This is a genomic window from Catenibacillus scindens (assembly GCF_014202115.1).
GTDB classification, from domain to species: Bacteria; Bacillota; Clostridia; order Lachnospirales; family Lachnospiraceae; genus Catenibacillus; species Catenibacillus scindens.
In genome coordinates this window covers 369152-381787 of record NZ_JACHFW010000002.1, presented here as the reverse complement: position 1 = coordinate 381787, position 12636 = coordinate 369152, and the positions used below count along the sequence as shown (strand labels likewise).

10 protein-coding genes and 1 other RNA gene are annotated in these 12636 nt (G+C 47.4%); all 11 read left to right on the top strand.

All coding sequences use genetic code 11. The annotated features are described in order from the left end of the window. The first annotated feature begins 22 nt into the window (after positions 1 to 22). The 11 genes from rpoD (HNP82_RS04700) to HNP82_RS04650 all read left to right on the top strand — a co-directional run bounded on the left by rpoD (HNP82_RS04700) (position 23) and on the right by HNP82_RS04650 (position 12509). Positions 23 to 1126, top strand: a complete 1104-nt coding sequence (gene rpoD, locus HNP82_RS04700) for an RNA polymerase sigma factor RpoD (protein ID WP_183772007.1) — start codon at positions 23 to 25, stop codon at positions 1124 to 1126. A gap of 34 nt (positions 1127 to 1160) precedes the next feature. After that, positions 1161 to 2264: an RNA polymerase sigma factor RpoD gene (gene rpoD / locus HNP82_RS04695; RefSeq protein ID WP_183772005.1), complete on the top strand. Its 1104-nt coding sequence runs from the start codon at positions 1161 to 1163 to the stop codon at positions 2262 to 2264. A gap of 32 nt (positions 2265 to 2296) precedes the next feature. After that, entirely contained in the window at positions 2297 to 3001 is a 705-nt protein-coding gene (locus tag HNP82_RS04690; protein ID WP_183772002.1) for a tRNA (adenine(22)-N(1))-methyltransferase, read from the top strand. Next, complete coding sequence (locus HNP82_RS04685; protein ID WP_183772000.1) at positions 2998 to 3792, top strand: Nif3-like dinuclear metal center hexameric protein; 795 nt, start codon at positions 2998 to 3000, stop codon at positions 3790 to 3792. The genes HNP82_RS04690 and HNP82_RS04685 overlap by 4 nt, the downstream gene beginning before the upstream one ends. Positions 3793 to 3803: 11 nt before the next feature. Next, positions 3804 to 5465 carry a nucleoside kinase gene (locus HNP82_RS04680; RefSeq protein ID WP_183771990.1) on the top strand — a complete coding sequence of 554 codons (1662 nt, stop codon included), beginning with the start codon at positions 3804 to 3806 and terminating at the stop codon, positions 5463 to 5465. A 42-nt stretch (positions 5466 to 5507) separates the two neighbouring features. Continuing rightward, an RNA gene (gene rnpB, locus HNP82_RS04675) (RNase P RNA component class A) lies at positions 5508 to 5857 on the top strand. A gap of 220 nt (positions 5858 to 6077) precedes the next feature. Next, positions 6078 to 6776 (top strand): response regulator transcription factor, encoded by a 699-nt coding sequence (locus HNP82_RS04670; protein WP_183771988.1) that lies wholly within the window; start codon positions 6078 to 6080, stop codon positions 6774 to 6776. Continuing rightward, the gene (locus HNP82_RS04665) at positions 6766 to 7995 is read left to right on the top strand and encodes a sensor histidine kinase (RefSeq protein ID WP_183771986.1); all 1230 of its coding nucleotides are present in this window, start codon (positions 6766 to 6768) and stop codon (positions 7993 to 7995) included. The genes HNP82_RS04670 and HNP82_RS04665 overlap by 11 nt, the downstream gene beginning before the upstream one ends. 167 nt (positions 7996 to 8162) lie before the next feature. Then, positions 8163 to 10712 (top strand): hypothetical protein, encoded by a 2550-nt coding sequence (locus tag HNP82_RS04660; RefSeq protein ID WP_183771984.1) that lies wholly within the window; start codon positions 8163 to 8165, stop codon positions 10710 to 10712. Next, a complete protein-coding gene (locus HNP82_RS04655; RefSeq protein ID WP_183771982.1) occupies positions 10712 to 11656 on the top strand; it encodes an ABC transporter ATP-binding protein in 945 nt (314 codons plus the stop codon). The genes HNP82_RS04660 and HNP82_RS04655 overlap by 1 nt, the downstream gene beginning before the upstream one ends. Further along, positions 11646 to 12509, top strand: coding sequence for an ABC transporter permease (locus HNP82_RS04650; RefSeq protein ID WP_183771980.1), 864 nt, complete (start codon positions 11646 to 11648; stop codon positions 12507 to 12509). The genes HNP82_RS04655 and HNP82_RS04650 overlap by 11 nt, the downstream gene beginning before the upstream one ends. The last annotated feature ends 127 nt before the right edge of the window (positions 12510 to 12636 follow it).

Below are 12636 nucleotides of genomic sequence, written 5' to 3'. Positions count from 1 at the left end.
ATTTTTACAGGAGGATTAAGTTATGGATGAGAATATGGCAAAGTTTCTGGAAAAATTAAAAGAACTTGTGCCTTATGCCAGGAAGAAAAAGGGCGTCCTGGAATTTCAGGAAATCAATGATTTCTTTGGAGATATAGAATTGAATGAAGAGCAGGTTGAGAAAATTTACGAATATCTGGAAGCTAACCATGTGGATATTTTAAGGATCAGCGACCATGACGATCTTCCCGATGATGACGCCCTTTTGGAAGACAACGAGCATATTGAGGATCTGGATTTTTCCGTGCCCGAGGGCGTCAGCACAGAAGATCCGGTGCGCATGTACTTAAAGGAAATCGGCAAAGTGCCCCTCCTCTCCGCTGATGAGGAGATCGAGCTTGCGCAGCGGATGGAAGAGGGGGACGAGGAAGCCAAAAAGCGTCTGGCTGAGGCTAACCTCCGCCTTGTAGTCAGCATCGCCAAAAGATATGTAGGCAGGGGGATGCTGTTTCTGGATCTGATTCAGGAGGGCAATCTGGGTCTGATCAAAGCCGTGGAAAAGTTTGATTACCGGAAAGGTTATAAATTCAGCACCTACGCCACATGGTGGATACGCCAGGCCATCACCCGCGCCATCGCAGATCAGGCCAGGACTATCCGTATCCCTGTCCATATGGTGGAAACTATTAATAAACTGGTGCGTGTATCCAGGCAGCTTCTTCAGGAGCTTGGACGGGAGCCGACGCCGGAGGAGATTGCCAAAGAGATGCATGTGCCTGTAGAGCGGGTTCATGAGATCTTAAAGATTTCCCAGGAGCCGGTGTCTTTAGAGACCCCTATCGGTGAGGAGGAGGACAGCCATCTGGGAGATTTTATCCAGGACGACAATGTTCCGGTACCTGCTGAGGCGGCGGCCTTCACGCTATTGAAGGAACAACTGGCTCAGGTTCTTGTGACCCTCACCGACAGGGAGCAGAAAGTCCTGCGTCTGCGCTTTGGTCTGGATGATGGCCGGGCCCGTACCCTTGAGGAAGTGGGTAAGGAATTTAATGTGACCAGAGAGCGTATCCGACAGATCGAGGCCAAAGCGCTTAGAAAGCTGCGTCATCCCAGCCGCAGCCGGAAATTAAAGGATTACCTTGAATAAAAAGATAAGTACTCTTACCAGGAGGGATAAATATATGGATGCTAATATGGCAGAATTTACGAAAAAACTTGAAGAACTTGTCAACTACGCCAAAAGCAAAAAGGGCGTTCTGGAATACGATGAGATTAAACCGTTTTTTGGAAATATCCAGTTGACAGAAGAACAGATGGACAGTATTTATGAATACCTGGAGTCCAAAAATATTGACGTGTTAAAGATCGCCGATGACGATGATGTGCCTGACGACGAGCTTTTGCTTGAGGATGAGGAAAATCTTGAAGATATTGACCTGTCGGTACCTGAGGGCGTGGGGATTGAAGACCCGGTGCGCATGTACTTAAAGGAAATCGGCAAAGTGCCTCTGCTCTCCGCCGATGAGGAGATTGAGCTGGCAAAGCGGATGGAAGAGGGGGACGAGGAGGCCAAAAAACGTCTGGCTGAGGCCAATCTTCGCCTTGTGGTCAGCATCGCCAAAAGATATGTAGGCAGGGGGATGCTGTTTCTGGATCTGATTCAGGAGGGCAATCTGGGTCTGATCAAAGCCGTGGAAAAGTTTGATTACCGGAAAGGTTATAAATTCAGCACCTACGCCACATGGTGGATACGTCAGGCCATCACCCGCGCCATCGCAGATCAGGCCAGGACTATCCGTATCCCTGTCCATATGGTAGAGAATATTAATAAACTTGTCCGTGTACAGCGCCAGCTCCTTCAGAAACTTGGCCGGGAGCCAAGTCCTGATGAGATTGCGGCGGAAATGAAGATCCCTGTGGAGCGTGTCCGGGAGATCTTAAAGATTTCTCAGGAACCGGTGTCTTTAGAGACGCCTATCGGCGAGGAGGAGGACAGCCATCTGGGAGATTTTATCCAGGACGACAATGGTCCGGTGCCATTTGACGCCACGGTATCCTCTCTATTAAAAGAACAGATTACAGAAGCTCTGGGGACACTGACGGACCGCGAGCAGAAGGTGCTGCGTCTGCGCTTTGGTCTGGATGATGGTCGTGCCCGCACTCTTGAGGAGGTGGGTAAGGAATTTAACGTGACCAGAGAGCGTATCCGCCAGATCGAGGCTAAAGCGCTGAGAAAACTCAGACACCCAAGCCGGGGAAGAAAACTGCGGGATTACATGAACTGACCCGCTTGGATACATAACAGGGAGGTATCTGTGTGATACAGATTTCTAACAGACTTAAGACCGTGGCTGATATGGTCAGTCCGGGGCTGTGCCCTGTGGACGTGGGGACAGACCACGGGTATGTGCCGTTATATCTGATCTACAATCATAGGGTGGATCATGCGCTGGCTATGGATATTAACGAGGGGCCCCTTTTAAAGGCCAGGGAAAATATCCGGCGTCATGGATTTGAATCTAAGATTACTGTCCGGTTAAGCGATGGTCTTGACGCCCTTGGCCCCCATGAGGCAGACAGTCTTATTATTGCCGGCATGGGGGGCATCCTTATGGAACAGATTTTGGAGCGGGCCAAAGACAGAGGACAGTTGGGCGATTTTAAAGAAATGATCCTGTCGCCCCACTCAGACCTGGACCGGGTAAGAAAAGCTGCCCACCGTCTTAATTTTGCTATTGACATGGAACAGATGCTTGTTGACGGGGGAAAGTATTACACGGTGATTCACTGTGTTCCAGGAAACCAACGCTATGACCGGGAAGAAGATTATATTTATGGTAAGTATCTCCTGGAGCATAAAAATCCGGTGTTAAAAGATTACCTTAGCGATCAGATCCGTGTGCGGCGGCACAGATATGAACAGGTCAGCCGAATGGATACTCCTGGCGCTAAAGCCTATGTCCCCTGTCTTCAGGAGGAAATTAGGAGACTGGAAGATCTTTTAAAGGAGTGTATGCTATGACAGTAAAGGAAATTGTTGATCAACTGGAAGTCCTGGCGCCGCCGGCTCTGGCGGAAAGCTGGGATAATCCCGGACTTTTAGTGGGACGCTGGAATAGGGAAGTGTCACGGGTGTATGTGGCCTTGGATGCCACTAAAAGCGCTATTGAGAGCGCCATAGCCTGCCGCGCTCAGATGCTTATTACCCACCATCCTATGATTTTTTCACCGGTGAAGCAGGTCAATGACAGTCATTTTATTACCCGCCGTATTTTAACTCTGGCTGAGGAGCATATGAGCTACTACGCCATGCATACCAATTATGATGTGGCGGTGATGGGAGATTTGGCCGCCGATATGCTGAAATTAAAAGATCCTCAGGTTTTGGAAGTTACAGTTCCCAAGGGAAAGTTTGAAAATGACCGGCCTTTAGGGATCGGAGCCTGGGGCTGCCTTGAAAAACCGGTGGATCTGGAGACACTGGCCTCTAACGTAAAAAGGACTTTTGAGATCCCTGCTGTAAAGATTTTCGGAGATCTGGACCGGATGGTCAGCCGCGTTGCTCTGTGCCCTGGTTCGGGAAAACACATGACAGAGTATGCCATCGAGAAAAACTGCGATGTGCTGATTACTGGGGATATTGACCATCATCAGGGGATCGACGCCATCCAGCAGGGGATTGCCATTATTGACGCGGGGCATCACGGGATTGAACATATATTTATCGACCAGGTTGCCGGGTTTTTAAAAGAGCGTTTTCCGGACCTTGAGGTGGAGAAGGAGGCGAACCGGTCGCCTTTTATTGTCATTTAGGAGGTTTTGCTATGGGGGAAAAAATTGAGATTACCTGCTGCGGCCGCACCAGGACATACCCTTCTGGGATCACTTTGGAGTCTGTAAGCAAGGATTTTATGGGAGACTATAGCGGCAGTATTATTCTGGCAAAGTACAATAAAAAACTGCGGGAACTGTCCCGCCGGGTCAAGCACAGCGCAAATGTGGAATTTATTACTACCGGGGAGAAGACCGGTCATCAGACCTATGTGCGCACTGCCACCATGGTGCTGGCCCGGGCCGTGTCGGATGTGTCTGGAGATCATGGCCCCAAACAGGTGATTATCGAATATTCCCTCGGACCTGGAATTTACTGCAGATTGTCCGGGGTGACGGCCCCGGATCAGGCGCTTTTACAGAAGATCCGCCGACGTATGGATGAGCTTGTATCTATGGATATTCCTATAACGAAAAGGACAATCAGCACTGATGAAGCTATTAAAATTTTTCATAATGCTAATCTGCAGGATAAGGAAAATCTTTTCCGCTACCGCCGGGCATCCAAAGTCAATATTTACTCCCTGGACGGATTTGAGGATTATAATTACGGGTATATGGCTCCGAGTACAGGCTATGTTCGGCTGTACGAACTTTATCCTTACGATGACGGCTTTGTCCTCCAACTCCCTTCCATGTCTTTGCCTGACCAGTTGGCACCATTTACGCCGTCAGCTAAGCTGTTTTCTGTTTTGAAGCAGTCTGTCCGCTGGGGAGAGATGCTGGATGTAAGTACCATCGGGGATCTCAATGACGTTATTGCCAGGGGGGAGATGGATCAGCTTGTCCTTGTTCAGGAGGCGCTGCAGGAAAAAAATATCGCCCAGATCGCCCAGCAGATTGTCAGAGAAAATAAGCGGGTAGTTCTTATTGCAGGGCCATCTTCATCGGGAAAGACAACCTTTTCCCATCGTCTGTCTGTACAGCTTCGGGCTCACGGCAAAAAGCCGCATCCCATTCCTGTGGATGACTATTTTGTTGACAGGGAAAAGACGCCTCTGGACGCTTTTGGAAAGCCGGATTTTGAGTGCCTGGGCGCTCTTAATGTGGAATTGTTTAACGAGCATATGAGCAGTCTCCTTCGTGGAGAGCAAATCGAGCTGCCGTCTTTTAATTTTGTTACAGGAAAAAGTGAATTTAAAGGAGATTTTCTTCAGATCGGGCCGGAGGATATTCTTGTCATCGAGGGAATCCACGGGTTAAATGATGACCTGACCTACAGTCTCCATAAAGGCAGCAAATTTAAAATTTATATCAGCGCCCTGACACAGCTTAATTTGGATGAGCATAACCGTATTCCTACCACAGACGGGCGGCTGATCCGCAGAATCGTTCGCGATGTAGCTACCCGTGGATCTTCCTGTGCCCGGACTATCGCCATGTGGGATTCCGTCCGCCGGGGGGAGGAGGCAAACATCTTCCCTTATCAAGAGAACGCGGATGCCATGTTTAATTCCGCCCTCATCTATGAGCTGGCCATTTTAAAATTGTATGCGGAGCCTCATCTGTTTGGTATCGGCCAAGATCAGTCCGGTTATGACGAAGCCAAGCGGCTGTTGAAATTCCTGGATTATTTCCTGGGTATGACCAGTGATGTTATACCGCCAAACTCTATTTTGAGAGAATTTATTGGTGGAAGCTGTTTTAAAATTTGAAAAACAGTTGTTTTTAAAAAATGAGTATGTTATTATAAAAGGCAAGTCTGCTAAATGGTCGCGGCTGCACAGACGAAAGGGTGCAGGTGAGGAAAGTCCGGGCTTCACAGGGCAGGATGCCGGATAACGTCCGGTGGAGGCGACTCTAAGGAAAGTGCAACAGAAATAAACCGCCGGCATTTTTGCCGGTAAGGGTGGAAAGGCGGTGTAAGAGACCACCGTCAGCCTGGCGACAGGCTGAGCCATGTAAACCCCATCCGAAGCAAGACCGCACATAAAGCAATACGGCGGCCCGTCGTGCTTTAGGGTAGGTCGCTGGATTCTGACGGCAACGTCAGAACTAGATAGATGACCATTCAAGACATAACCCGGCTTATCGGCAGACTTGTGTTACAGGGGCCTGTGATGGATTCACGGGCCCCTTCTTTTGTGCCTACCAAAGCAGGAAAAGACAAAAAAACGCAGAATGCAATAACATTTTAAAGAATTTGTAAGGACACAGTCCCAGAACCTGTGTTAAACTTGTGGTAGATTAAATACACTGTTTTGTGTATCGGGTATCAAATATGCGGCGCTGTAGACGGCGGAGCATGTGGATAATGGAGGAGAAGTATGGAAGAGAAGATTAATATTCTTGTTGTCGACGATGACGCTGAGATTGCGGATTTAGTAGAGATTTATCTTTGCAGCGCCGGCTATACGGTTTTTAAAGCATTTAATGCCAAGGACGGGCTTGAGATATTGGCGGCTAATGATATTAAGCTGGCGATTATAGATATTATGATGCCGGTAATTGACGGAATCGAGATGTGCCGGCGTATACGGGATACAAAAAATATCCCTATTATCATTTTAAGCGCCAAGTCCGCAGATCTGGACAAGATTTTGGGCTTATCCGCAGGTGCTGACGATTATATGATCAAGCCGTTTAACCCACTGGAACTGACTGCCAGAGTCAAATCTCAGCTTCGCAGATATATGGAGTTAAACCCTAATGTGAAGGAAAATGACAGTGTGATCCGCATTAAGGGGATTGAGATTGATGTGACCCGCCACAAAGTAGTGGTTGACGGCAGAGACGTAGCCCTGACGCCTATCGAGTTTGATATTTTAAAACTTCTTGCCAGCTACCCGGACCGGGTATTTTCCACTGACGAGATTTTTGAAAAAGTGTGGAACGAGAAAATGTATGAGGCCAACAATACAGTTATGGTACATATCCGAAGACTTCGGGAAAAGATTGAAAAAGATCCGAGAAAACCGCAGATTATTGTCACTGTCTGGGGGGTAGGATATAAAGTTGAAAGCTAATCTTTTTAAAAGCTACCGGATGCAGATGATGTACTACACTCTGCTCAGCGCTGCCATAACTATTGGCCTGGATGTGCTTGTTTTGTTTGTTGCCGCTAAGATCATTTATCTGGTCAAAAAAGCATCAAAAGCCTCTGCGTCTATCCAGGAGCGGGTGGGGGAGAGTATCGCCGGAAATTTTCCCGCACTGGCCCAGAGTACCGCACAGTCGGAGAATGCAGTCCAGGGGCAGGGGAGCTATAGCGCCGGTTTCCACAGGGATTTTGAACTGTTTGGCCAGAATTTTCACTGGGGACTTGTGGTACTGCTTATATTTGTGTCCGTGGTGATCTTTGTATTTATTTTCCATCTTCTTACCCGGAAGATGTCCGCCTACATTGAGGAGATCACCGCTTCTATTCAGAGGATCGCCCAGGGGGATTTCTCCAGTACGGTGGAAGTGAAGTATGACAATGAATTTTCCATTATTGCCCGCAACTTAAATATTATGGCTAGTGACCTATATGAGCTGAAGACAAAAGAGCGGGAGACGGAAAACACAAAAAATGAGCTGATCACCAATGTGGCCCATGACCTGCGCACACCGCTGACGTCTATTATCGGCTATCTGGATATCCTCAATGGGGGAGGGGAACTGCCTCAGGAGGCAAAAAAGAAGTACCTTCAGATCGCCTACGATAAGTCCAAGCGGCTTGAAAAGCTGATTAACGATCTTTTCAGTTTTACCAAGCTTGAATATGGGAATATGCCGATAAAAACTGCGCTGATCGACGTTGTCAAGCTTCTGGAACAGCAGGTAGACGAGTTTTATCCATCCTTTGAGGAAAATGGTTTGGAGTGTGAGTTTAAAACTTACATCCAGAGCGCTCCCGTCCTTGCCGACGGTGATATGTTGGCCAGAGCTTTTGAAAATCTGATCTCCAACGCGGTAAAATACGGAAAAGACGGGAAAGTGATCAGGGTGACGGCGAAAAGAGAAGGAGATGAGGTCAAGATAATGATTGTAAATTACGGCACGATCATTCCTCAGGAAGATCTCCCTTACATCTTCGACCGTTTTTACCGGGTGGAGCAGTCCCGTCAGGAGAGTACCGGAGGGACGGGCCTTGGCCTTTCCATCGCAAAAAGTATTATTGAGAAACATGGTGGCCGCATACAGGCCCGCAGTTCCATGGCGGGAACTGCTTTTGAAGTTTATCTGAAAATCGCAAAAGGATGAAATTTCCTAACTGTTCAGGGAAGGCCGAATCATTTGCTGATGAGGCCGTAAGAAAATGATTCAGGTGTGAACAAACCCCATCAGCGAAGCTGATTTTCATGGGTTTGCGAATCGTAACTGTGAAGGTACTGAACAGTTACGAAATTTCCTGTTTAGGAGCATGATCTATGAATTACAAACCAATGAAAGCTCTCATCTGTGCGGTATCTGTTTTTTTACTTTTGATTTGCGCTGTCCCGCCAGTGAAGGTAATGGCGGCTCAGACACCGGACAGCGGGCAATTTAATATTGATCTGATCTGTGGTCTTGAAGGGTACAGCAAGTATGATTCAGATGTACCGGTCCGTTTCCAGGTGACCAACAACGGGGATGATTTTACGGGTGAGATCTGTCTGGCCCTCTCATTTGAAAATATATCCAGCCAGCGTGTTGGTTATACCTATCCCCTGGAGGTGTCCTCTGGAGATACGCAGACCATTCAGTTTGTTGTGCCAAATTTGGGCACATCCCTGGAGTTTGATATTTCTATTACAGATGAAGACGGGGAAGAGTGTTTCAGCCAGAACCTGCGCCATAAAATAATATATTCCGATGATTTTATGATTGGGATACTTACCGATGATTTCGACGCAGTGAACTATCTGGACGGCATGGCTTTTTATACAGACTTTTATGAGATGTATTTCTCTTCCCGGATCTTTTCTCTGGATCAGGAAACCATGCCGGAGGACGGATCTGTTTTAAAAGCCTACGATCTTCTTATTATCAATGATTTTAATGTAGCGTCCCTGTCACAGACCCAGTATGATGTTCTTACAGACTGGATCTATAACGGCGGTACGGTGATGATCGGTACGGGGGCAAACTACGAAGCGACTTTGATGCCTTTTTTGGGAGATTGTCTGGAGGGCGCGGCCGCCGGTGTTGAAAACGTGTCCACGAATTTTGGCCTTGACGGCTATGATTATCTGAGGCGCTCAACCCCTCTTCAATACGAAGCGCCCAGTGCCCAGATTGTGGAAGAAGAAGCTGAACTGGAGAGCAGCGATGAAGAGACGGCTGATGACGTAGAATTGGACGGAAACGAAGGAACAGAGGAGTCCTCTGTGAGTGTATCCGTGGACAGTTTTGATACTGAGGAAGATGTGAGTTTTATTTCACAGCCGCTGGAGACTGTAGAACCGCTGGAGGTACAGACAGCCGGGATCAGTCTGGAGAGCAGCCAGGGATATGACGATTTGCTCTGTCAGAGCGTTAAGGTAGGGGATGGAACGATCATTGTCCTAGACTTTGACCTGGCGGTCGGCGAGTTTGGCCGGTGGGCATATAATGCTGCTGCTGTCCAGAAGATTTTGATAGCTGCTGCCCATGTTTCGGATTATGGAAGTCTGACTGACGATTTTATTTCTGATTATTACGCCCAGGATATGCTGTCCAATTTTATTGAGGATAGAGTGCCAAGGCTTGGTCCTTTTGTCGCTGTTATCGTAGTCTACCTGGTATTAATCTCGCCAGTCATTTATTTCATTTTCAAAAAAAAGGACAGACGGCAGTGGATGTGGCTGTTTATCCCTGTCACCGTTGTTGTATTTACGGGGATCATCTTTTTCATGGGCAGGATGATGAGTCCTCAGACGCCCTATATTAACTACGCAGCCATACTGAAATCTTATTCAGGAAAAGTGTACGAGGACACATATTTTAGCGTCACATCTCCTGAAAATCAGGAATATATGGTCCAGACAGAGGGCGATTATACTGTTCGGCCGCTGTATACAAATCTGTATGCCTATAATAGTTACGAATCAGGGAATAACAGCGATGGTTTTGCCCTGAATCTGACTTATGGAGCCGGGGAGACCGATATTAATGCCAAATATGTCCATGCTTTTGACAGCAGGTATTTTATTGGAGAGCGCGAGACGGTCTGGGAAGGCAGCGTGGATGTAGATATTACTTTTGTTGTAGATCATTATGAGGGAACAGTTACTAACCATACAGGCTATACCCTGGAACATGGATTTTTAAAACTTGGAAATCTGGTAATAGATACGGGGAATTTGGAAAATGGTGAAAGCTATAATATTGACAGCAGAAATGGAGTGGTCATTGAAAGCTATTATGAGATCCCCGGACTGATCTTTGGCAAACCTTCCCAGAAAGAACGAATGCTCAACGGGTTCGTCGGGGCGCTGCGCAACAGCGGCTACAGCTCTTACCAGATGGAACCGGGAAATATTTTCTGCGCTTTTGTGGATGGATATTCGGCAGATATTACTACAGACTATCCTCTTAGCGGCAATGCGCTTTTGTGGGCAAATGTTTTGGTGAAGTATTCTAAAGACGGCGTATATTCCGTTCCCAATATTCTCTATGAAAGCCAGATGATCACAGGGGATCTGGACGGAATGGACGGATGTTTCTATAGTGATGAGATTGTCTTTCAATATGATCTTTCGTCCGCAAATTTTTATCCGGAGACACTGACTCTGACAACGCCTATGGACACCGCATTTATCGGATGTTCTCTGTATTGTCCTAAGACGGAGTCCTATGAGGAAATCTTCACCGACGGACAGTGGACTGTTGAGGGCGATGACCTGACGAAATATATTGACAGCAGCGGATGCCTGCGCATACGTTTTTTTAAGATAGATTCTGAAAATTACGCGGGGATTGCATTGCCCGCGGTCAGCATTACCGGGAGGGAGTATTAATGCTTGAAATTCAAAATTTGTATAAATACTATGGCACTTTTGCTGCCCTCAACGGCTTGAATCTGACTATAAAAAAAGGAGAGCTGTTTGGTTTTGTAGGGCCAAACGGGGCGGGCAAGACGACAACTATGCGCATTATATGCGGACTTTTAAAGGCGGACTCCGGCCAGGTTTATATTGACGGTGTCGACGCTTTTAAGCAGCAGCGGCAGCTCAAAGAAAAAATCGGATATATGCCGGATTTCTTCGGCGTCTACGATAACCTGAAAGTCTATGAGTATATGGATTTTTACGCTTCTGCCTATGGCCTTACAGGGGATTGTGTTAAAAGAACCTGTCTGGAACTTCTGGACCGGGTAAACCTGGGGGACAAAGCCAGTGCTTACGTAGATCATTTGTCGAGGGGAATGAAACAGCGCCTTTGTCTGGCGCGGACGCTGATTCATGATCCGTCTTTGCTTATTTTAGATGAACCGGCTTCGGGCCTGGATCCCCAGGCCCGATTTGAAATGCAGGAGATTTTAAAAGGACTTCTGGATCTGGATAAGACTTTGGTAGTCAGTTCCCATATCCTTCCGGAACTATCCCGGATGTGTACAAGTGTGGGAGTGATCCAGGCCGGAAAGATGGTATTATGTGGAGGTATGGAGGAGATTATGTCTTTAATGGCTTCTGCCAATCCTCTGGTTATTTCCCTGACGGACAAAGTAGACCAGGCTGTGGAGTATTTAAAGCAGCAGCCACTGGTTGCCACTTTGTCATATAAAGACCATACGGTACGGGTGGATTTTAAGGGAGACAGTGAGGATGAGGTCCGCCTTTTGTCCCAGATGGTGCAGATCGGTCTTCCGGTCAGCAGTTTTAGCCGGGAAGAGGGATCTTTGGAAGCACTGTTTCTTCAGATCACATCACAGACTGGGGGGGGGATTTTTTATGCAAATTAATCCAGTGTTCCGAAAAGAGCTTAAACTTACTATGCGAAGTTCAAGACTTCCAATGATTTTGCTGATTTATAACAGTGTTTTGGCTTTTATCACCCTTCTTGTGTTTTACACCATCATAGAAAATGCCAGGTGGACCCAGGTTATGGATTACACGGCGGTGTTTTTGCTGTATATGATCACCTTTGTTGCTGAAGGTCTGCTTCTTGCTTTTATCATCCCGGCTCTGACGTCAAATGCCATATCGGGCGAGCGGGAGCGGCAGACTTTAGATATACTGCTGACAACGCCTATGAGTCCTTTTAGGATCATCCTTGGAAAACTTATGTCCTCTATAAGCATTATCCTTTTGCTGGTGATTTCAAGTATTCCGGTTCTGGCTATAGTGTTCGCTTTTGGCGGAGTCTCCCTTCTGGACGTGATAAAGGTTGTGTGTTACCTTGTTTTTGCGTCTGTGTTTGCAGGAGCAATGAGTATTGCCTCTTCTGCCCGGTTTAAAAAGACAACTACGTCTACGGTAGTCTCCTACGCCGGGGTTTTGGGCCTGATCGTAGGGACTGTGCTGATTGTGACTCTTGGAGTCATGGTCAGCACAGTATCCCCGGTGGATGCGCCAAGTGTGATCCTGGGAATTTTATCCATGATATTGCTGGTCAATCCGGGTGTCACTGTCATTGCCCTCCTTTCCGGACAGTTTTCTTACAGTGATTCTTTCCCGGCGGCCCTGCGTGAGACGCTCAACGTTCCGCCTATTGTTAGTGAACATTGGATTGTTCTCAGCATTGTTATCCAGTGCGTTCTTCTGGCGGCAATGATCTGGTCCGCCAGCGCAGCGCTTGGCCCAAAGCGGCGCTGATCCCTGATGGCGAAGTGCATTTTACAAGGTAGCCGTTTGGCCTACGCTGTGCTGATGGCTGAACGGTTACCTTTACAAACTTTCTTCGCAAAAAAGACATAGAAAAAACACATTGTCGGGAGTATAA